Genomic DNA, 20824 nt, shown 5'->3' with positions numbered 1-20824 from the left:
ATGTTTCCTGTACAGCGCTTATTTCGTAACTGATATGCTTATGCTGTCCTCAGTGCGATTCATAAATTCGTCCACGGCCGTAAATGTCAATTCAAAATGGCCTTCATAGGCGGGCACACCCGATAGGGTCATATTTTTATTATCGAATGTCAACCAATCGAATTGGTCATGATTACAGTCCAACACCAAATTGCCGTTATCAATATCTTTAAAATAATCCGATGGAAGGGTCAAGGTGAATTTTTCTCCAAGCGGTACCGTGATATCTTCCAGTGGGTGAAAAACAAAGGGTTTAAAGACCTTTGACGTATTGGTCCAATAAATATCGGATTCGGTCAGGCCCTTTTCCCCGATCTGTAAACGCGTAAAAAACAGAAATTTGTTGTCAATGCTTACAAAGGGCCTGCGGTCCCAATCTTTGGAATTTATTGGGGCATCAAGAGCTACTGCCGGGGTCCATTGTTTATGGTAGTCGCGGTAACTGATGTATAGGTCCACAAAAGAATTGTCATCGGTATATCTGCAAAACAGGATATAATCTTCATTTGGAGAGATAAATACACTTTCTTCATCGTTTGGCGAATTTAATTCGGAAACTCCTTTCGCGCTTTGATAGGTCTTGTCCTCCATTGTGGAATAGAACAAATCTGCCGTGGAGCAGTTTTCGATTCCTTGACAATTTCTATTCGACGAAAAATAGAGGCTTCCGTCATATGTCATACTAGCATTGGCTTCCCTGCTTGTGGAGTTAATAGGGACATGCATTTTTTTAGGTACGCCCCAACCGCCATTTTCCTGTTTCACTCTCCAAATATCGGTGACATACAGGTTGTTCGTATCCGCTATGCTTTGGGCGTAAAGCAGGGATTCCCCATCGGGTGTGAAATAAGGTAGGAATACACTTTTGTTTTCCAAAGATTTAAAAATCTTAGGGGTAGTCCACTTACCACTTATCTTTTCCGAATAGAATATGCTTCCACTAAAATCGCTTGGGTTTAAGGTGCCAAAGGCCAATTGTCGTGTATCGGGCGTAAACGAGATACCGTGCTCGAATCGACCTTTGAGGGAAACGATATCCGGCGCGAAGATAACAGGAGTAGCACCAGGAAGGTTTTGGTTCAAATAATCGACAGGCTCCTCTCGCGACGCACAGCCCATTAAGCCAAGAATAAAAATATAGGACAGAAGTATTTTAGTCATTAGCGCTTCGTTTTTGCTGTAACGGTTATATATGTTCGGCCTTTGTTTTAAGATTATGTGCATTCGCAATCAATGTTGAAAAAATCGGAGCACATTTTTGTCTTTCACGGGCATCTACTAAGGCCTAAAAATAAACTATCCTTAAGGATAGGGCGTAAAAAAAGATTGGGAAAAGCTTTCTATTACTTTTTAGACAAAGCTTACGGGATTCCTGTTTTTATTTTATCTGGATATGTGGTAAAGCACTTCTGATTATTGGCTAGGTAATAATAGATAGGTCAATTGGTCATGATCCAACAATTGGTCATGATCCAGGTCAAGGAAGCAAAAGCAACATCACCAAACCGGCCCTAAATAAAAAATCCTACCAAGAAAACTTGATAGGATTTTATTTTTACAAGCCACTGCTTGCTTGCGGAGAAAGAGGGATTCGAACCCCCGGAGGTGTGACCCTCAACAGTTTTCAAGACTGCCGCATTCGACCACTCTGCCATTTCTCCTGAGTGCCTCATCAGGTATTCCCTGAATGCGGGTGCAAATATAGTAACCTTTTTCTACTCTGTAAAATGTTTTGTTATTTTTTATTCTTTTCAAATTAAAATTTGCCTTCAATTTTGCTAAATTGCCCCCTTATGGAACAGCCCCTTGTTAGCATACTCATCCCTTTTAAGAACACCGAAGCCTTTCTTTCCCAGTGTATTGACTCCATCTTAAAGCAGACTTACCCGAATTGGGAGGTACTGTCCGTTAATGATGGTAGTAGTGATGGAAGTAAAAATTTGGTGGAATCTTATGCTAAAAACGAGCCTCGTATACATTTGTTTGATAATGAAGGAAATGGCATTATCGAAGGCCTAAGAATGGCATATAAGCATAGTAAGGGGGAGTTTGTCACCCGAATGGATTCCGACGATATTATGACGGAAGACAAGTTAAAAACCATGGCGGAATCTTTATTGGAACACGGAAAAGGCCACCTCGCCGTCGGACAGGTCCATTATTTTTCGCACCGCGGTATCAGCAATGGTTACGAACGTTATGAACAATGGTTGAACCAACTCACCCAAACAGGGGACAATTATTCCGAGATCTATAAGGAATGTGTTATCCCCTCCCCTTGTTGGATGGCCTATCGCGAAGATTTTGAGCGTTGCGGGGCCTTTGAACCGGACCTCTATCCAGAAGATTACGACCTTACTTTTCGTTTCTACCAAAACGGATTAAAATGTATTCCCTGTTCTAAACTCCTACATTATTGGCGCGATTACGACACCCGTACCTCTAGGACCAGTGAACACTATGCCCAGAATTATTTTCTAGACATCAAACTTCGATATTTCCTCAAACTGAACTACGAGCCCGACCGGCCGTTGACGGTTTGGGGTGCCGGTACCAAAGGGAAGGAAATAGCAAAAGGCCTGCAAGCGCAAAACATCGACTTTTATTGGCTATGCGACAACCCGAAAAAGATAGGCAAACATATATATGGGAAGGAAATGCTGCACTTCAGTAAACTCAAGGAACTCCCCAATCCCCAAAGTATCGTTACCGTAGCCAATGAAGAAGCCCAGCAGTATATCAGAAAGTTCTTTTCAGGCCTAGGACAAAAACCTATGGTAGATTACTTTTTTTTCTGTTAATTTTAAGGCTAGGGTCGCTATTTGGCAAGATACCGCCCTTGTAAAATAACTTTTCACTAAGCCATGTTATAAAGCGTGAAATGTATATCTTTACCATCTCAATTCAGGAAATGCAGTTTAAATATCCGGAACTTTTTTGGGCCCTTTTTCTCCTCCTGATCCCTATTTTCATTCATTTGTTCCAATTACGACGTTTCAAGAAAACGCCGTTCACCAATGTCAAGTTCCTAAAGAAGGTCGTTTCGGAGTCGAGACAGAGCAACACCCTTAAAAAATGGTTGCTATTGTTTACCCGAATGTCGCTCTTAGCCGCCTTGGTCTTTGCCTTTTCACAACCTTTTTTCGCTGAAAAGTCCGCCCTTAAACAAAAGGAAACGGTTATCTATTTAGATGATTCCTTTAGTATGCAACTCAAGAGCGAAGGCACTACCCTATTGGAAAATGCTGTTCAGGACTTGATTAAAAAGCTTCCTAAAACGGAACGCTTTTCACTGTTCACCAACACCAAAACGTTTAGAAACACGAGTCTTCAAGATATTCAAAATGAACTTCTTGCCTTGGGTTTCCATAACAAACAGTTGAAGATCAACGAAGTGTTCCTAAAGGGGCAGACCCTCTTTTCTTCCGACCCTTCAACGGAGAAAAACTTGATCGTCCTTTCCGACTTTCAACAGCGTATGGCCGGTGGTTCTGCCGAAAAGTTATCTCGATTACAGCTGCACTTGGTGCGTTTGGGAGCGGATGCGGTTACCAATGTCGCCATAGACTCGGCTTATATTACCTCTGAAACCTCGGAAAACCTTACGCTTTCGGTAGAATTATCAAGTACCAACCAAAAAGAAAGTGTTCCGGTCTCCTTGTTCAACGGTGATAAATTGGCTGCAAAAACTTCGGCTTCCTTTGACGCATCCCCGACAGTTACCATAAGTTTCAGCCTTCCTAAAAACGAGGTTTTCAATGGGAAAATCGAAATCGATGATTCTGGATTAAGCTATGACAACCGACTCTTTTTCAACATAGGCGAACGGGAAAAAATAAAGGTTTTGTCGGTGGGCAACCAAAAAAATGATTTTCTGAAACGTATTTTTACCGAAGACGAGTTTGCCTATACGGCCTTTGAGCTCAAAAACCTAAATTATAGTACTCTTGCTGCACAACACCTGATCGTGCTTAACGATCTGCCGCAAATTCCTGCCTCCTTGACGACCAGCCTAAAGGCTTTTATCGCAAATGGGGGGCATTTGACCATTATACCCGCCGTAGGTATTGATATGGATTCATACAATCTATTGACCTCAAATTACGCCACAAGCTTTGTACAATCGCTTCGTGATGAACGCGAGATTACCAACATCTCTTTTTCACATCCTTTGTACCAAAACGTATTTGAAAAAAACGTTACCAATTTTCAATATCCGAAAGCTTCCGAATTCTATCAAATCAAGACCTCGGCACCAACGGCATTGGGCTTTCAGGGCAGTATGCCCTTTTTAGTGGGCGATGAGTCCTTCTTTTTGTTCACGGCATCCCTGGGATCCGAAAATTCGAATTTCACCAAATCCCCCCTGGTCGTACCTACCTTTTACAATATGGCCATGGGCAGTTTAAAACTCCCTCCGCTTTATACCGTATTGGGAGAATCTACGACCATAGACATTGCTACTACCCTTGCCCCGGACCATATCTTGAAATTAAAGAAACCGGACTTTGAATTTATTCCGCAACAGCGGTCACTGGCCCATAAAGTATCTCTTTTCTTTAATGGCGACCTACAGGAAGACGGCATCTATGCGGTGATGGAAGACCAGAAAACTACAAAGAATATAAGCTTTAACCACAACCGAAACGAAAGCAAATTGGCCTATTTGAATACCGAGCAATTGGGAAGCGATCTGTCCGCAACCTCTATTGCATCGCTATTCGACACCATTGAAAAAGACAACAGCGTAACCGAGCTTTGGAAATGGTTTGTTATTTTAGCGCTGCTTTTGCTGTTTGTTGAAGTACTCATTCAAAAATATCTTAAATGAACATCCTCTTAAAATCGGCGAAAATAATTGATCAAAACAGCGAAGAGCTTCATTTAAAGACCCGCGACATACTTATCAAAAAGGGAACTATTGCCAAGATAGCGGCCAAAATAGAGCCCGAAGGAAAAACAAGGGTCATTAAACATAAAAACCTTCATGTTTCCATCGGTTGGTTCGATAGTAGCGTGGCCTTCGGGGAACCTGGCTATGAAGAACGGGAAACCATCGCCAACGGTCTACATACCGCGGCCCTGAGCGGCTTTACCGATATAGTCCTCAACCCCAGTACCCATCCCGCACCCGATAGTAGTTCGTCTATTGTGTTCTTAAAAAATGCAGCGGCCGATCAATTGACCTCCCTTCACCCCTTGGGCACCTTAACGGTAGATGCCGAAGGCATAGACCTGGCCGAATTGTACGATATGAAAAATGCCGGGGCGGTCGGATTTTTCGACTTTAAAAAACCGTTGACCAATCCCAACCTTTTGAAAATTGCATTGCAATATGTTCAGAATTTTGAGGGACTGGTCTACTCCTTCCCCATGGACACCCGAATCGCCGGTAAGGGCATTGTCAATGAAGGCGAGGTATCGACCAAACTAGGACTTAAAGGGATTCCCGTTTTGGCGGAAGAACTGCAAGTGGCCAGAGACCTTTTTATTTTGGAATATACAGGAGGAAAGCTACACATACCCACTATTTCTACGGCCAAATCGGTGAAATTGATTGCCGAAGCCAAAAAGAAAGGTTTAGATGTCAGCTGCAGCGTTGCCGTACATAACCTAAGCTTTACCGATGACTGCCTTGAGGAATTCGATTCGGCCTATAAGACGTTACCCCCCTTACGGGCAAAGACCGATGCGAAGGCCCTTATCAAGGGGTTAAAAGACGGTATTATCGACTTTGTCGCCAGCGACCACAGCCCTATGAACATTGAGGAAAAACGTGTGGAATTCGACAATGCTTCTTACGGAAGTATCGGACTTGAAAGTGCTTTTGGCAGCCTCAATACCCTTTTGGACACCGAAACTACCATAGGCTTGTTGACGAAAGGAAGGGAACGCTACGGATTAAAATCACCGGTTTTAAAGGAAGGGGAAAAAGCCTGCCTTACCTTGTTCGATCCCGAAGTAAACTATATCTTTGAAGAAGGACATATAAGCTCTACCTCAAAGAACAGTATGTATATGGGTTCCCCATTAAAAGGGAAAGTATACGGAACAATCAATAAAGGATTGTTCGTTACGGAGGAAGCATAAAAAAATAACACCTAAAACCAACACAATGGACCAAACTACGATCGACAAGGGTAAAACCATGGCAATTATCAGCTACATTACATTAATAGGAACCTTAGTGGCCTACATCATGAACAACAAAGAACAGAATGAGTTCGCCAAGTTCCATATCGGGCAGGCCCTTAGGGCATGGCTTACGGGAATTGTGGTATCGATTATCGCTGCCGTGTTAATTATGGTCACGGGAATAGGCCTGCTCAGTTACCTTCAATACATCGGGTTGATTTTGGCCGTTATAGGCCTTATGAACGCCGTAAACGGTAAGGCGGAGAAAATTCCATTGGTCGGCGATATCGGGTAAGCCCTTTATTTATATACGATATAAAAAAGGGACCTTATAGGGGTCTCTTTTTTTTGTGCAAGACTAGCTCATATCTTAACTTTGACGGCATGAATACAGTAAAGGAAGGAAAAACCACGGCCTTAACGGCTTATTTTACCATTATAGGTTCGCTTATTGCCATAAGCATGAACTCCGATGCCAAAAATGAGTTCGCCCGCTTTCACACGAGACAGGCCTTTGGGCTTCACCTCTTTTTTTTGGGCTTTGCCCTATTTTTGAGCCAGTGGTTCAATGAGTATGCTTGGTACGGCCTGTACATCTGTTATTTTGTACTTTGGTGGTACGGCTTTCTCGGAGCCCTGAACGGAAAAAAACAGTCCGTTCCCCTAGTTGGTGATTTCTTTCAAAAATGGTTTACATTTATCCAATGACAACAGCCCCCCTATCATTAGAACACCTGATCAGGCCCTCTAGCCTCAAAGAAGGAAAAGCCCCGGTTCTTTTTATGTTCCATGGCTATGGAAGTAATGAGGAAGACTTGTTTTCCTTTGCGCAGGAACTTCCCGAAGAACTTTGTACCATCTCGGTTCGGGCCCCTTACCCCTTGGAGCCTTTTGGTTACGCGTGGTACGCCATTAATTTTGATGCCCAACAGGGCAAATGGAGCGATGATGAACAGGCCAAAAGTTCTAGGGATAAAATCGTGGCCTTTATAGATGAGGCCTGTGCGACTTATACCCTTGATGCGGAACGTGTCACTATTTTAGGTTTTAGCCAAGGAACGATATTGAGCTATGCCGTAGCCATATCCTATCCCGAGAAAATAAAAAACGTGGTGGCCTTGAGCGGTTATATCAACGAAGCGATCTTAAAAGAAGGCTATCAAGAAAAGGACCACTCCAACTTAAAAATCTATGCTTCACATGGTCAGGTGGATCAAGTGATTCCCCCTGAATGGGCGCAGAAAGCCCCTGAGTTTCTTAAAAACCTCGACATTGACCACTTATACGAAGAGTTTCCTGTGGGACACGGAGTCGCTCCCCAAAATTTCCATTCGTTCAAAAAGTGGTTGGAAGGTAAAATATAGCTATTCGCTTCGTGTATAAAGCAAATGGTCAAGCATTGTAAAATCGACGCTTAGATCATTTTTTAGCTCGTACTTGATCAATAGCTCTCCCCAATATTTTCCGTCCGAAAAATCGGTCAATATCCATTTGTGGTTCAAGACTTTGATCTTGTTGATCTTAAAGTCGCTATCCATACCCTCATACGGCACCAAAGGATTGTCACCCTTGCTTTCATTGGTTTCCAATAGCTTGTCGGCAATATAACGGGATGGGTCCTCCAATTCTAAATGGTCGTAATAGGCCAAGGCATCATCGTTGTTTTCCAAGGAAAAATATTGCATTTCCAAAACTTTCAGCTGCGTATCCCGAACCGAATCGCGCAATTGCTCGATCTGCCCCCCAAGTTTGTTAATTCGGGCATCTTTGGCCTTTACCATATTGCCGTTGCTGACAAAAAGGTAAAGACAGATCAGTGACATAAAAATGAAGAGGTATAAAAATATTTTACTTTTCATAAAATGAAGAATTATTTACTCTTTAAACGGTTAAGGTCAAGTTATCGTAAGCCAAATGTACATTTTTTGGTAATTTTTTTTCAACTTCCTCATGAAAGCCGAGCATATGGCTAATGTGGGTAAGGTAGGCCTTTTCGGGTTGGATCTTATCGATGAAGGCCAAGGCTTCCTCTAGGTTAAAATGCGAATGGTGGGGTTCTTCACGAAGTGCGTTGACTACCAAAAACTTAGTGCCCTTTACTTTTTCGGCCTCTTCATCGCTTATGGTCTTTACATCGGTCAGGTAAGTAAAATGTTTGATTCGAAAGCCCAGTACCTTGATTCGGTTATGACTGGCCTCGATCGGCATAACGGAAACATCGCCGATAGTAAACCTATGGTCTTTGTCTATTAGGTTGACCGCCACCGCCGGTGCCCCGGGATATCGGTTTTCATCCGCAAAAATATAATCGAAACGCCGTTTAAGGGAATCGGCAACGCGTTTATGCAAATATATAGGTATATCGCCCTGTCTAAAGAAATAGGGACGAATATCATCTAGTCCCGCAGTATGATCGGAGTGCTCATGGGTGAAAAGGACCCCATCGAGCTTGCTTACCTGACTGATCAACATCTGTTGCCTGAAATCAGGACCGCAATCTATCACATAATTGTAGTCTTTCCATGATATCAAGAGGGATACACGTAGCCTCTTGTCCTTAGGGTCCGTACTGTGGCAAACCGGGTGATTACTGCCTATTACGGGTATTCCCTGAGAAGTGCCCGTACCTAAAAATGTAATTTTAAACGCATCGCTCATCTAAGCTCAAATTTATAACTAAATAATTTAATAGATTAGCTGAACTTGTTAACTTTGTTGAAAGCAAAATCCAACTAAATGGCCTCAGTTCTAAAAAGGGACAGCACCTTTGAAAATATTCCTTCCATCAAAGCCAAAACTTTACGGATCAACCTAAACCCTGACATCTACGGAACTTTTGCTGAAATTGGCGCAGGCCAAGAAACAGCGAGACATTTCTTTCGTTCGGGCGGAGCGTCCGGTACCATTGCCAAGGCGATGAGTGCCTACGATAAAGATTTTAGCGATGCCATTTACGGTATTGAAACCGATGGTAGGTACGTAACACAATCTCGTTTAAAAAAGATGCTCTCGCATGAAATGACGCTCATGGAAGAGCGTATCAGCCGCGAGACCCATCCAGACCGACTTTTCTTTTCCTATGCCAATACAGTGGCAACCATTGATTTCTCGAAAAGATATAAGGGTCACGGCTGGGTAGGCATCCGTTTTCAACTCGATCCCACTCAAAAAGAGTTGGACGAAATCATACTGCACATTCGTTTTAAACAAAACGAAGCCCGATTGCAACAGGAAACATTGGGAATTCTTGGCGTTAATTTGATTTACGGTGCCTTTTACAAGTATCACAAACCAAAAAAGATGCTTAAGTATCTCTATGACCACATTGACAAGGATACCGTGGAAATCGACATGGTAAACTTTTCAGGTCCTAATTTTAAGGATGTGGACAACCGATTGATGAGCTTGCAGTTGATCCGAAACGACATGACCGATGCGGTGATGTTCGGCCCTGATGGCAACAACTTCTTGCCGGCGGCCGCATTGTACAAAAAAAATATCTTGGCCCTGCGCGGAAGCTTTAGGCCGGTTACCAAAGTGAACATGGATATGTTTCATAAATCGTATGACATTTTTATACGAGATCCGGCGGTCAACCAAGAAAGCACCATGGTCATTTTCGAAATCACCCTATCGAATCTTAAGGCTTCGGGGGAAATAGACGAACAAGATTTTATGGATCGCGCCGAATTGCTCTGTGCCCTCGGCCACAACGTAATGATATCCAAATTTCAGGAATACTATAAACTGGTAGAATATTTCAATCGGTATACCAAGGCCAAAATAGGTCTTACCATGGGAGTCAACAATCTGGTGGATATCTTTGACGAAAAGTATTACCGACATTTATCGGGAGGCATCTTGGAAGCCTTTGGTAAGTTGTTCTTCAAAGATCTTCAAGTGTACCTCTACCCTATGAAAAATGCTGAAACCGGTCAAATTATGACCAGTAACAACATTAAGGTCCACCCGAGAATGAAAGAACTTTACAAGTTCTTCAAGTACAACGGTAAGGTGATGGACATTATAGACTATGACCCCGAAATCATGCATATTTTCTCGAGAGACGTGCTTAAGAAAATCATCAATGGTGATGAAGGTTGGGAAGATATGTTACCGAAAGGCATTCCCGAAATCATTAAAGAAGAAAAGCTGTTTACCAGAAAACTGCTGAAATCGGAAGATGAAGATAAAGTAAAATAGAAAGAGGGGCCTAAGCCCCTCTTTAATTTATATCGCAAATGTATTGATGTAAAATCAGTCCAATAGTTGGGCGGCGTGGTCCTTGGTCTTTACCTTATCGATTACCTTGGTCACTATCGCATTTTCATCGATGACAAAGGTCTTTCTGTGGATACCGTCGTATTCACGCCCCATAAATTTCTTAGGGCCCCACACCCCGAAAGTATTGATTACCGTACGGTCTTCATCGGCCAACAAGGGAAACGGAAAGCCGTATTTCTTTTTAAAATTGCCCTGTCTTTTTTCTGAATCGGCACTAACACCCAATAGTTCGTACCCTTGTTCCTGAAGTTCTTGATAATTGTCCCTTAGGTTACAAGCTTCTGCCGTACACCCTGGGGTGCTCGCTTTCGGATAAAAGAACACAATGAGCTTTTTACCGCTGTAGTCAGATAATTTAATTGTATTCCCGTCTTGGTCTTTCGCTGAAAAATCGGGTACTTTGTCCCCTACTTGTAATGTATTCATAGCTATCGTTCTTTTTGTATACGAGGCTAAAATTAGACAAAAATGACAAAAGCGGAAAAGATTGATTTCACCATTACGACTTTACGTGATATTTATCCCTCTATACCGGTGCCCTTAGACCACAAAGACCCTTATACTTTGTTGATCGCCGTATTGTTATCGGCACAAAGTACCGATGTTCGGGTGAACAAGATTACCCCCCTATTATTTGAAAGGGCCGATAATCCGTATGATATGGTTAAGATGTCGGTAGAGGAAATTCGTGAAATCATAAAGCCTGTGGGCCTCTCCCCTATGAAATCAAAGGGAATCTACGGCTTGTCAAAAATACTTATCGATAAATACGAGGGCGAGGTACCGCAAGACATAGCGCTTTTGGAAGAATTGCCCGCCGTGGGACATAAAACGGCCAGTGTGGTGGTCTCACAGGCTTTCGGTATACCTGCTTTTCCCGTAGACACCCATATTCATAGGCTTATGTACCGTTGGGGGTTTTCGAATGGTAAAAATGTGGTTCAAACCGAAAAAGATGCCAAGCGCCTGTTTCCAAAAGAACTTTGGAACGACTTGCATCTTCAGATAATTTGGTACGGAAGGGAATACTCTCCGGCCCGGGGATGGGATCTAGAAAAAGATATTATAACAAAGACCATCGGTAGAAAGACCGTAATCGATGCTTACTACAAAACAAAAAAGACCCGATAAACGGGTCTGTATCTTTAGTTTAAGCTGTTTTCAAAACGAAAATTATTGTATTCAACAATATGAAATTGTTTAGAAAAACTTAGTAAAAAGTTGATTGTTTCCTTCGTAGCTTTTACAGCATTGCCTCTTTCAAGGTTTTCAGAGTAAATTTTTTCCATAATAGTAGCATAGTTATACAATGGATAACGCAACTAGATTGGAAATATTGTTGAGAATTCTCAGCTACTTATTAATTCGTTAAAACAATATTATGTTTGTCAATGATTTTTCTAAGGTTAATAAGGGCATAACGCATTCTTCCCAAGGCCGTGTTAATGCTTACTCCGGTGTTTTCAGAGATTTCCTTAAAGCTCATGTCTTTGTAGATACGCATTACCAAAACTTCTTTTTGATCATCTGGTAATTCTTCGATCAAATGTTTAAGGTCAGAAGTAATTTGGTCTTTAATAAGCTGCTTTTCCGCATTTAACTTATCATCTCCGATTACGGAAAAGATATTGAAATCATCATTTCCTTCGAACATCGGCATTCTTTTGTTCTTTCTAAAATGATCGATGATCAAGTTATGGGCGATACGCATTACCCAAGGTAAAAACTTTCCCTCTTCACTATATGAACCTCTTTTTAAAGTTTTGATCACTTTAATAAATGTGTCCTGGAAAATATCTTCGGTCACATCGCGATCCAAAACCTTAGAGTAAATAAAACTAGATATTCTTTGGTTGTGACGGTTGATCAAAATCTCAAGAGCTTTTTCGTCTCCGCTGATATAATCTCTTACTAGTATTGAATCTTCGATTTGTTGGTTCATTGTGTAGGGTTTTTTAGTTTAAGATTTGAGACTTTCCTAAGAAAGACTACCGTTATTTAGTTATTTTAAGAATGTAATTTTATCCTTTGGTGGATGGCCTTGTTATTAATTATGATATAAAACTAGATAATAGAGGGGTCTATAAAAAAACATTGTTGTAAAACCGCTTGTTTTTGATGTGAAAACCTACTTTTCCCTTTTTCAACAAAATAAAATGGTTCGAAGTGCGTTAGCCACACAAAATCAATACCCTGAAGATGTATGGCCTGGTATTGTTTTAAAAGGAGAATATACATATCATACAATACTTATTATAAACACAGGCTTTATGGGTACTTATTTCCTACAAAAAAGGCCCTTGCACAATTCGTGCAAGGGCCTTTTATATAATATAAGGTTATTCGTCAGTTCATATTTGACTCAAACTGTAAACCTTTGGCTTCTGTAATACTTAGAGATTTGGAATAAGCCAATAGAAACTCAACGGTTTCAGGCTTCGCTTTTACCAATCTACATTTGTCCGATTCTGTAGCGTAAATTTTTCCCATATATATTCAGTATTGTTACCGCATAATAACGCAACTGATATAAATATAATGAATTGCTTCGACCTATGGTTAATTAATTCGTCAAAGCAATGTTGTTCTGTTCAATAATCTTCCGCAAATTAATAAGGGCATAGCGCATACGGCCCAGTGCGGTATTTATACTTACCCCGGTATTTTCCGAGATTTCCTTAAAACTCATATCCCTATAGATACGCATGACCAAAACCTCCTTTTGGTCTTCAGGTAGTTCATCTACCAAAATTTCAAGGTCACAATCGATCTGGTCTTTTATTAACTGTCGTTCTATATTTAGCTTTTCGTCCCCTATGTGGGCGAAAATATCAAAAGTATCGGACCCCTCGAACATAGGCATTCGGCTATTTTTTCTAAAGTGGTCTATAATAAGGTTATGGGCGATACGCATCACCCATGGCAAAAATTTACCTTCTTCATTATAGGTGCCCCGTCGAAGTGTTTTGATGACCTTAATAAAGGTATCTTGAAAAATGTCTTCGGTAATATCACGGTTGTTTACCTTGGAGTAAATAAAACTGCTGAGCCGCTGGTTGTGCTTTTCAATCAGAATCTCTAAAGCTTTTTCATCACCCGAGATGTAATTTTTAATAAGAAGGGAATCTTTTGTCAATATATCCATAACAATTACTTTAATAGTTAAAACCTGACGTCCTTTTCATAGAAAAGGTCTGGTAGATAATGTTTTAATCTTTCTAAAAGTAATTTTTCGCTATAGGCGTCTTAACATTTTGTTGGGGTCAAATATAGAAAAAATTAAATGACTTTAGAAAATTTCTGACGTTATCGACACATTTTTTAATGTGAACTGTACAATTTTAGCTATTGAAATCATCATATCGTATCTTTGTAAGCTTAGATAAGCACATGGCAGAAATAGTAGACGTAAACCCCAAGTACAACATAATCATTAAGGGAGCAAAACTGCACAACTTAAAGAATATCGACGTTGTCATCCCCCGAAACAAACTGGTGGTCATTACCGGTCTTTCGGGTTCCGGAAAATCGAGTTTGGCTTTCGATACGCTTTATGCCGAAGGCCAAAGAAGGTATGTAGAAAGTCTTTCGTCTTATGCAAGGCAATTCTTGGGCAAGCTAGACAAACCCAAGGTTGATTATATAAAAGGTATAGCGCCCGCCATCGCCATTGAACAAAAGGTGAATTCTACCAACCCACGTTCTACCGTAGGTACTACCACCGAAATTTACGATTACCTCAAACTGCTCTACGCCCGTATCGGCCGTACCATCTCCCCTATTTCCGGGCGAGAGGTCAAAAAAGATACGGTTACCGATGTGGTCGAACAGGTAAAGACATACGAGGAAGGCACCAAGTTACTTTTATTGGCCCCGATCCAAATAGATGCGAACCGAGATACCATCAAATCACTACAATTGCTCTCAAAGCAAGGCTACGCGCGTATCAAATATAAGGGCGAAGTACTTCGTATAGACAACGTACCTGATGATATTTCACGGAATTTCGATTTGGTCGTCGATCGGATTATTGTCAAAGATGACGAAGATTTCTACAATCGTTTGGCAAATGCCGTCGATACCGCTTTTTTTGAAGGAAAAGGTGAATGTGCCATTGAAGAACTCAACAGCAAAGAGCGCATTCCCTTCAGCAATAAGTTTGAGCTTGATGGGATGACGTTTTTAGAACCGAATGTACATCTGTTCAGTTTTAACAACCCTTATGGGGCCTGTCCGAAATGCGAAGGCTATGGCGATGTTATCGGTATTGATGAAGACCTAGTGGTGCCCAATACAGCCCTTTCTGTTTATGAAAATGCCATTTTCCCATGGCGAGGCGAAAGTATGGGGTGGTACAGGGACCAACTGGTAAACTCTTCCTACAAATTCGATTTCCCGATACACAAACCTTGGTTCGAACTTTCCGAAGAACAAAAACAACTGGTCTGGGACGGAAACGAACATTTTATCGGCCTCCATAAGTTTTTTGGTCAACTAGAGGAAAAAAGCTATAAAATTCAAAACCGGGTGATGCTTTCGCGCTACCGGGGAAAAACCAAATGCAACGTTTGCCACGGAAAACGCCTGCGCAAGGAAACGGACTATGTAAAAATTGCCGGTAAGAACATTTCCGACTTGGTCGAACTTCCCATTAAAAAGTTGATTCCGTTTTTTGATGATTTGGTTTTGGATAAATACGATGCGAAAATCGCTTCCCGCCTTTTAAAGGAAATCAATACCAGGCTCGGTTTTCTCGATAAGGTAGGATTAAGCTATCTGACCATGAACCGAAAGTCGAATACCTTATCGGGTGGTGAAAGCCAACGGATCAACCTAGCAACCTCTTTGGGCAGTAGCCTTGTAGGAAGCATGTATATTCTTGATGAACCCAGTATCGGACTACATCCTAAAGACACCGAAAACCTGATCGATGTTTTGTTGTCCTTACGCGATTTGGGCAATACCGTAATCGTAGTCGAACACGACGAAGACATTATGAAGGCTGCCGACGAAGTCATAGATATTGGCCCGGAAGCGGGAACACATGGCGGTGAGGTAGTGGCCCATGGGACCTTGGACGACATCTTAAAATCGAATTCACTGACTGCGGGATACTTGAACGGCACGAAAGAAATCAGTGTGCCCACAAAAAGACGGACCTCTCCCGATTATATTACGATTAAAGGGGCCCGCGAAAACAACCTTAAAAATATAGATGTTACTTTTCCATTAAACATGCTTACCGTAATAACCGGTGTTTCCGGTAGTGGAAAGAGTACCTTGGTCAAAAAACTCCTCTACCCTATTATTTTAAAGGAAGTTGGTGGTTACGGCGAAAAGGCCGGACAGTATACCAAAGTAGAAGGAAAATACAAGACCATAAAACATGTCGAGTTCGTAGACCAGAACCCCATTGGTAGGTCTTCACGCTCAAATCCCGTGACCTATATAAAGGCCTACGATGATATCAGAAACCTCTTTGCGGCACAGAAACTGAGTAAAATCAGGGCTTATCAGGCCAAACACTTCTCTTTTAATGTCGATGGAGGCCGGTGTGAAAAATGTAAGGGGGAAGGCGAAATTACGGTAGAAATGCAGTTTATGGCCGATGTACACCTTCAATGCGATACCTGTGGGGGTAAGCGTTTTAAAAAGGAAGTCTTGGAAGTAAAGTTTCATGAGGCCAATATCGATGACGTTCTTAATATGACCATTGATGATGCCATTGCCTTTTTTGATATCCATAAACAAAACAAGATCGTAAACAAACTAAAACCTTTACAAGATGTTGGCTTGGGCTATGTAACCCTTGGACAGTCTTCTTCTACCCTTTCGGGCGGTGAGGCACAGCGTATTAAACTGGCTTCCTTTTTGGTCAAGGGCACGACCAAGGACAAGGCCTTGTTCATTTTTGACGAACCCACTACAGGACTACATTTTCACGATATCAAAAAACTTTTGAAGTCATTTGATGCCCTTATAGAAAAGGGCCATTCGGTTATTGTGATCGAACATAATGTAGAGCTCATCAAGTGTGCGGACTATATTATTGACCTAGGCCCGGAAGGCGGTGAAAATGGAGGGCAACTTTTGGCGGAAGGCACGCCCGAGGAAATAATCAAAAGCAGCACTTCGTTTACGGCCAAGTATCTAAAGGAAAAATTGTAGCTAGCCGTATAGCCCTTACAAATCAAATAAGAGACCCCATTTTAGCTTAAAGAATGGGGTCTTTTTTATGGATTTGATTCCGTATCAAATTATTTATAAAGCCTATTTCCTCCCTTTTTAAAATAACACTTCAATTTAATTAACTTAATATCAGTAAGTTGTATTTATGTTCCAATTTTTGGCACGCTGTTTGTTTATTACAACTCGAATGTAAATAATTACACTCAGGAATTTAAAACCTTATAGCATGAGAAACTTACTACTCTTTTTTTCGGCCCTTATTTTAGGCACTACCGGTGCCATGGCCACAGCTACAGTAGAAGATAAGGTTGCAGAACGCAATGCTTATGGATACAACGACTCATTTATTTTTGTCGAAAATGGCATTACGTTTTCGGTATATCCTGATGGTGAGTTTGATTTTTACATTGATGGTCGCGTCACCGGACGTAGAAACGGTGTTACCTTTAACTCTGGTTATGATTATAGCCCGTACGCCCAATATGATGATTACGGTGCGGTAATTCAAGTAGAGAACGTACCTATTTATTACGATTATTACGGACGTGTTACCCAAATAGGTGATGTTGACATAAGTTATAACAACGGACGCATCCGTAGATTGGGAGGCATGAGCATCTATTACAACCACAGAGGTCTATATGATTATCATACGGGGTATATAAACATTTACAACAGACGCTATGTCCACAGACCCTTCCATGCCTTTTTTACCAGACCGTCAATTGGCTTTTGTCTTGTGTACAACAGGCCTTATAGAAGATATTACAGTCCTGTTCGTTACACCTATTATTCTCCTTACAGACATAATACAAGACGATTCTATGCCAAAATCGGTAAAACCCATCGCTATAATAAAATTAGGAGCGAAAGATCAAGGGTATATAGAAACGATAAAAGGGTAAGCGTACGAAGCAGTGCCCGCAGAACTAACAGTTTGGCTTCCAATAGAAGCAGCAATGTTTCTAAATCAAGGAATACTACGGCCCGTCATAGTGCCGCTGTAAGAAGCACGAACAGAAGTAGCGCGGTGCGCAATGGAAAAACCAGCAAGGCCACGGTAAACCGGTCATCGACCCGTGTTCGCCCGAGTAACGGTACTTCTGTAACCCGAAAAACGACTACCGTACGCAAACCGAATAGAAGTACGGTAACCAAAAGAACAACGGTGACCAAAACATCATCGGCCAAGAGACCAACGCGCAGTGCGGTAAGCTCTAGCAACCGTAACCGCTATAGCTCTTCTCAAAATAAAAACACGGTCCGAAGCACAAAACGGACACCTACCCAGAGTAGAAGCAGCGTGTCGAACCGTAGTTCATCAAGAAGTTCCGTGAGCAAAGCCCCTTCAAGAAGCAGCTCGAACAATAGCGCTTCAAGATCGACTTCATCGAGAAGCTCAAGAAGATATTAAAATAGTTTTTAGGTTGGTTAGTTGTTGCCCCCGCAGTAGATTCGTCTGCTGCGGGGGTTTTATTTTAGATGGCTTTCTCAACCGTAACCTTAATCGATTTACTGATCGGTGTTTTGCTCTTATCGGCGTATTGGTCATAAGGCACCAAGACATTGGTTTCAGGGTAGTAGGCGGCCAAATCACCTGAAGGGATATTATACGGTACTACCAGAAACTTATGTGCCGTACGTACCTTTCCATTATAGGTACTTTTAATATGTACCACGTCCATCTTTTTCAAGTTCCTTTTTTCCATATCCTTGGCATTCATAAAAAGAACCCGCCTTTCATTGTAGATTCCGCGGTACCTGTCGTCCATTCCATAGATCGTAGTGTTGAACTGATCATGGGAGCGAATGGTCATCAACATGAGCTCTTCATCCTTTAATTCGTGTTCGGGCAAGGGGTTTCGGGTCAGCTGGGCCCGACCATTGGGCAGCATACTAAAATCGAGATCACGAACATTGTTGGGTAGATAATACCCTATTCCTTTTGACCTTTCCTTTGTATTTTCAAACCCTTTGATGACAAAGTCGATACTCTCCCGAATTAGCTCATAATCCTCTCCCATGGCTTTCCAGTTTACCGAATGCCCGGCTCCAAAATGAGTATGGGCCAGTTCGGCGATAAGCTCTGGTTCACTTTTTATGTTCTCGGAGGTCGGTTTTAGAAGTCCACGTGATTGGCGTACACGGCCCATGCTATCTTCCATGGTCTGGTATCTCAACTTGTCACCTTTCATATCTTTTTCCGACCTACCGAAAGTGGGTAGAATGAGCGCCGTTTTTCCGGTCACCAAATGCGATCGGTTCAATTTCGTACTTATCTGAACCGTAAGTTCACAGTTCTGCATGGCCTCGGCCGTATACAAGGTATCGGAAGCCGCCATTAAAAAATTTCCTCCCAAACAAATAAAAACCTTACCGCTTTCATCATGCATGGCCTTAATGGCCCCAACAACATCAAGTCCCTCTTTATCAGGGGCCTTAAAGCCTAAATGTTTTTCAATACGCTCGTTGAGTTCTGGGTTTACAAAATGCATAATCCCCACACTACGGTCGCCCTGAACGTTGCTATGGCCGCGTACAGGACAGGTGCCAGCGTTGGGTTTTCCTAAGGACCCTTTTAACAAGAGTAGGTTCAAGTATTCGCAAATAGTAGCTACACCGTTCTTATGCTGGGTCAGTCCCATCGCCCAACATATCACGATATTACTACTTGTAGCCAATAAGGCCACGGTTTCATCGATAATGGCTTCCTCTACCCCACATAGGTCGAGTAATGACGATTCGTCGTAGCGAGCCAAGTCGTCCAAAAGTTCTTGGTAACCGTCTACATACTCGCCCAAGAAATCATGGTTAAATACTTTCTGACCGGCTTCATCCAAGGCAGCCAGTCGTTTTAAAATCAATTTCATCAGGGCTATATCTTGATTGATACGCACCTGAAGATGAATATCGGTAAGATTTTCACCTCCACCTATGAGTCCTTTTACATGTTGTGGATTCTTGAAATTAATGAGTCCGGATTCTTCAAGGGGATTGATACTAATCACCTTGCCTCCATTTTTCTTGCATTTTTCTAAGGCCGAAAGCATACGGGGGTGATTCGTACCCGGGTTTTGTCCGGCCACGATTACCACATCGGCACCGTATAGGTCTTCAAGTTTTACCGAACCTTTACCGATACCCAAGGTCTCTGAAAGGGCTACGCCACTTGATTCGTGGCACATATTGGAACAGTCGGGCATATTATTGGTGCCTAGGGCCCTGGCAAACATACCGTAAAGGTAGGCCGCTTCGTTACTGGATCGCCCGGAAGTATAAAAAATGGCATCATCGGGTGATTTCAATCGCCCTAATTCTTCGGAAATAAGTTCATATGACTCTTGCCATGAGATAGGCTCGTAGTGAATACTGCCCGGCCTAAGAACAAGAGGTTCGGTAAGCCTACCGAATTTGTTCAATTGGTATTCAGTGAGTTTCGATAACTCTTCTACGGAATACTTCTTGAAAAATTCTCGGCCGATCTTATCGGTAGTGGCCTCATCGGCAACTGCCTTTGCCCCATTTTCACAATATTCCGCTATAGTGGAAGGTTTTTCCGGATTGGGCCAAGCGCAACTCGGACAGTCAAAGCCGTCTTCTTGGTTCAGCTCTAAAAATGCACGCATAGAGCGTACAATGCCCATTTCCTTAAATCCGTGGCGCAAGGCCTCTTTTACACCTAATTTTCCGGCAGCGTACCGTACCGGTTCTGTTATCTTGATATTCGATAAATCTTCGGAACCAATGACCGATACCTTTCTTCGAAAGTTTTCATTCTGCATACTCAACTTATATTTCTAGTGTTGCAATTTAGGGTTAGGGTAATTATCGGATTCGTCTTCCCCCCTATCCTCTATACATGTAAAGTCTTTTTCAACCAAAAGTAATAGGTTTTGTCCATCTCCGAGTGGGACCGAACCGTTAAATCCTATGCGGTTGTTGTCTTCCCAGTCTTTTACCAATTCTTGAGGCAAGACTACGGTAATGGTATTATCTTGAAAATCTGCCGTAAGACCAGACACATCTTGGGAACGCAAGGCGTAGGTAAATGAACCGCTTATAAATGGCGTAACCTCTTGTACCACGCCTTCTTTGCAGAGTTGTGTGACTTCTGATTTTGTAATCCGTACGCGAACGGAATTACCTTTGATCCTTATTTTCATCTTAGGTTCTATTG

Annotated in this window: 18 protein-coding genes and 1 tRNA gene; 10 read left to right on the top strand and 9 right to left on the bottom strand. The window is 42.0% G+C overall.

Annotation, left to right across the window (positions count from 1 at the left end; genetic code table 11):
• Window positions 1–18 precede the first annotated feature (18 nt).
• Together B4Q04_RS08300 and B4Q04_RS08290 are read right to left on the bottom strand one after the other, a co-directional pair.
• Window positions 19–1200, bottom strand: coding sequence for a putative Ig domain-containing protein (locus B4Q04_RS08300; RefSeq protein WP_123772347.1), 1182 nt, complete (start codon window positions 1198–1200; stop codon window positions 19–21).
• A 415-nt stretch (window positions 1201–1615) separates the two neighbouring features.
• Window positions 1616–1700: transfer RNA gene (locus B4Q04_RS08290), tRNA-Ser, on the bottom strand.
• 132 nt (window positions 1701–1832) lie between these two features.
• On the opposite strand from B4Q04_RS08290, the gene B4Q04_RS08285 reads away from it, so the two are divergent.
• From B4Q04_RS08285 to B4Q04_RS08260, 6 genes are all read left to right on the top strand, one after another.
• On the top strand, window positions 1833–2840 hold the full coding sequence (locus tag B4Q04_RS08285; RefSeq protein WP_088696535.1) for a glycosyltransferase family 2 protein: 1008 nt from the start codon (window positions 1833–1835) through the stop codon (window positions 2838–2840).
• Between the two features lie 80 nt (window positions 2841–2920).
• A complete protein-coding gene (locus tag B4Q04_RS08280) occupies window positions 2921–4870 on the top strand; it encodes a BatA domain-containing protein (protein ID WP_236630989.1) in 1950 nt (649 codons plus the stop codon).
• Window positions 4867–6129 carry a dihydroorotase gene (locus B4Q04_RS08275; protein WP_088696534.1) on the top strand — a complete coding sequence of 421 codons (1263 nt, stop codon included), beginning with the start codon at window positions 4867–4869 and terminating at the stop codon, window positions 6127–6129. Before B4Q04_RS08280 ends, B4Q04_RS08275 begins: the two co-directional genes overlap by 4 nt.
• Window positions 6130–6154: 25 nt before the next feature.
• The gene (locus B4Q04_RS08270) at window positions 6155–6469 is read left to right on the top strand and encodes a DUF4870 domain-containing protein (protein ID WP_088696533.1); all 315 of its coding nucleotides are present in this window, start codon (window positions 6155–6157) and stop codon (window positions 6467–6469) included.
• 89 nt (window positions 6470–6558) lie between these two features.
• A complete protein-coding gene (locus tag B4Q04_RS08265) occupies window positions 6559–6882 on the top strand; it encodes a membrane protein (protein WP_013995402.1) in 324 nt (107 codons plus the stop codon).
• On the top strand, window positions 6879–7538 hold the full coding sequence (locus B4Q04_RS08260) for an alpha/beta hydrolase (protein WP_088696532.1): 660 nt from the start codon (window positions 6879–6881) through the stop codon (window positions 7536–7538). Before B4Q04_RS08265 ends, B4Q04_RS08260 begins: the two co-directional genes overlap by 4 nt.
• On the opposite strand, the gene B4Q04_RS08255 is transcribed toward B4Q04_RS08260, so the two are convergent.
• Window positions 7539–8033 carry a hydrolase gene (locus B4Q04_RS08255; RefSeq protein ID WP_088696531.1) on the bottom strand — a complete coding sequence of 165 codons (495 nt, stop codon included), beginning with the start codon at window positions 8031–8033 and terminating at the stop codon, window positions 7539–7541.
• A gap of 22 nt (window positions 8034–8055) precedes the next feature.
• A complete protein-coding gene (locus tag B4Q04_RS08250) occupies window positions 8056–8832 on the bottom strand; it encodes an MBL fold metallo-hydrolase (protein ID WP_088696530.1) in 777 nt (258 codons plus the stop codon).
• A gap of 78 nt (window positions 8833–8910) precedes the next feature.
• Here B4Q04_RS08250 and B4Q04_RS08245 point away from each other — a divergent pair, with 78 nt between their 5' ends.
• Entirely contained in the window at window positions 8911–10377 is a 1467-nt protein-coding gene (locus B4Q04_RS08245; protein ID WP_013995398.1) for a hypothetical protein, read from the top strand.
• 54 nt (window positions 10378–10431) lie between these two features.
• Here B4Q04_RS08245 and bcp read toward each other — a convergent pair whose 3' ends face one another.
• Window positions 10432–10884 carry a thioredoxin-dependent thiol peroxidase gene (gene bcp, locus B4Q04_RS08240; protein WP_013995397.1) on the bottom strand — a complete coding sequence of 151 codons (453 nt, stop codon included), beginning with the start codon at window positions 10882–10884 and terminating at the stop codon, window positions 10432–10434.
• Window positions 10885–10926: 42 nt separating this feature from the next.
• Between bcp and B4Q04_RS08235 the strand changes: the two genes are divergently transcribed.
• Window positions 10927–11589 (top strand): endonuclease III domain-containing protein, encoded by a 663-nt coding sequence (locus B4Q04_RS08235; protein ID WP_088696529.1) that lies wholly within the window; start codon window positions 10927–10929, stop codon window positions 11587–11589.
• Window positions 11590–11818: 229 nt separating this feature from the next.
• On the opposite strand, the gene B4Q04_RS08230 is transcribed toward B4Q04_RS08235, so the two are convergent.
• Window positions 11819–12400, bottom strand: coding sequence for an RNA polymerase sigma factor (locus B4Q04_RS08230; RefSeq protein ID WP_013995395.1), 582 nt, complete (start codon window positions 12398–12400; stop codon window positions 11819–11821).
• A gap of 621 nt (window positions 12401–13021) precedes the next feature.
• A complete protein-coding gene (locus B4Q04_RS08225; protein ID WP_013995393.1) occupies window positions 13022–13603 on the bottom strand; it encodes an RNA polymerase sigma factor in 582 nt (193 codons plus the stop codon).
• A 245-nt stretch (window positions 13604–13848) separates the two neighbouring features.
• On the opposite strand from B4Q04_RS08225, the gene uvrA reads away from it, so the two are divergent.
• Window positions 13849–16626, top strand: a complete 2778-nt coding sequence (gene uvrA / locus B4Q04_RS08220; protein WP_088696528.1) for an excinuclease ABC subunit UvrA — start codon at window positions 13849–13851, stop codon at window positions 16624–16626.
• A 247-nt stretch (window positions 16627–16873) separates the two neighbouring features.
• On the top strand, window positions 16874–18061 hold the full coding sequence (locus B4Q04_RS08215; RefSeq protein ID WP_088696527.1) for a hypothetical protein: 1188 nt from the start codon (window positions 16874–16876) through the stop codon (window positions 18059–18061).
• Between the two features lie 64 nt (window positions 18062–18125).
• Here B4Q04_RS08215 and B4Q04_RS08210 read toward each other — a convergent pair whose 3' ends face one another.
• The gene (locus B4Q04_RS08210; protein WP_088696526.1) at window positions 18126–20429 is read right to left on the bottom strand and encodes an FdhF/YdeP family oxidoreductase; all 2304 of its coding nucleotides are present in this window, start codon (window positions 20427–20429) and stop codon (window positions 18126–18128) included.
• A gap of 15 nt (window positions 20430–20444) precedes the next feature.
• Window positions 20445–20810, bottom strand: coding sequence for a DUF7009 family protein (locus tag B4Q04_RS08205; RefSeq protein ID WP_013995387.1), 366 nt, complete (start codon window positions 20808–20810; stop codon window positions 20445–20447).
• Between the last annotated feature and the right edge of the window lie 14 nt (window positions 20811–20824).

The organism is Zobellia sp. OII3 (assembly GCF_002211465.1).
GTDB classification, from domain to species: domain Bacteria; phylum Bacteroidota; class Bacteroidia; order Flavobacteriales; family Flavobacteriaceae; genus Zobellia; species Zobellia galactanivorans.
Note: the sequence above shows the minus strand (reverse complement) of the source record. Positions and strands in the feature narration are given on the sequence as shown.

Bases quoted from the DNA above. Each gene is read 5' to 3' on its own strand.
- B4Q04_RS08300 (WP_123772347.1), bottom strand. From the start codon at position 1,200: ATGACTAAAATACTTCTGTCCTATATTTTTATTCTTGGCTTAATGGGC.
- B4Q04_RS08285 (WP_088696535.1), top strand. From the start codon at position 1,833: ATGGAACAGCCCCTTGTTAGCATACTCATCCCTTTTAAGAACACCGAA.
- B4Q04_RS08280 (WP_236630989.1), top strand. From the start codon at position 2,921: ATGTATATCTTTACCATCTCAATTCAGGAAATGCAGTTTAAATATCCG.
- B4Q04_RS08275 (WP_088696534.1), top strand. From the start codon at position 4,867: ATGAACATCCTCTTAAAATCGGCGAAAATAATTGATCAAAACAGCGAA.
- B4Q04_RS08270 (WP_088696533.1), top strand. From the start codon at position 6,155: ATGGACCAAACTACGATCGACAAGGGTAAAACCATGGCAATTATCAGC.
- B4Q04_RS08265 (WP_013995402.1), top strand. From the start codon at position 6,559: ATGAATACAGTAAAGGAAGGAAAAACCACGGCCTTAACGGCTTATTTT.
- B4Q04_RS08260 (WP_088696532.1), top strand. From the start codon at position 6,879: ATGACAACAGCCCCCCTATCATTAGAACACCTGATCAGGCCCTCTAGC.
- B4Q04_RS08255 (WP_088696531.1), bottom strand. From the start codon at position 8,033: ATGAAAAGTAAAATATTTTTATACCTCTTCATTTTTATGTCACTGATC.
- B4Q04_RS08250 (WP_088696530.1), bottom strand. From the start codon at position 8,832: ATGAGCGATGCGTTTAAAATTACATTTTTAGGTACGGGCACTTCTCAG.
- B4Q04_RS08245 (WP_013995398.1), top strand. From the start codon at position 8,911: ATGGCCTCAGTTCTAAAAAGGGACAGCACCTTTGAAAATATTCCTTCC.
- bcp (WP_013995397.1), bottom strand. From the start codon at position 10,884: ATGAATACATTACAAGTAGGGGACAAAGTACCCGATTTTTCAGCGAAA.
- B4Q04_RS08235 (WP_088696529.1), top strand. From the start codon at position 10,927: ATGACAAAAGCGGAAAAGATTGATTTCACCATTACGACTTTACGTGAT.
- B4Q04_RS08230 (WP_013995395.1), bottom strand. From the start codon at position 12,400: ATGAACCAACAAATCGAAGATTCAATACTAGTAAGAGATTATATCAGC.
- B4Q04_RS08225 (WP_013995393.1), bottom strand. From the start codon at position 13,603: ATGGATATATTGACAAAAGATTCCCTTCTTATTAAAAATTACATCTCG.
- uvrA (WP_088696528.1), top strand. From the start codon at position 13,849: ATGGCAGAAATAGTAGACGTAAACCCCAAGTACAACATAATCATTAAG.
- B4Q04_RS08215 (WP_088696527.1), top strand. From the start codon at position 16,874: ATGAGAAACTTACTACTCTTTTTTTCGGCCCTTATTTTAGGCACTACC.
- B4Q04_RS08210 (WP_088696526.1), bottom strand. From the start codon at position 20,429: ATGCAGAATGAAAACTTTCGAAGAAAGGTATCGGTCATTGGTTCCGAA.
- B4Q04_RS08205 (WP_013995387.1), bottom strand. From the start codon at position 20,810: ATGAAAATAAGGATCAAAGGTAATTCCGTTCGCGTACGGATTACAAAA.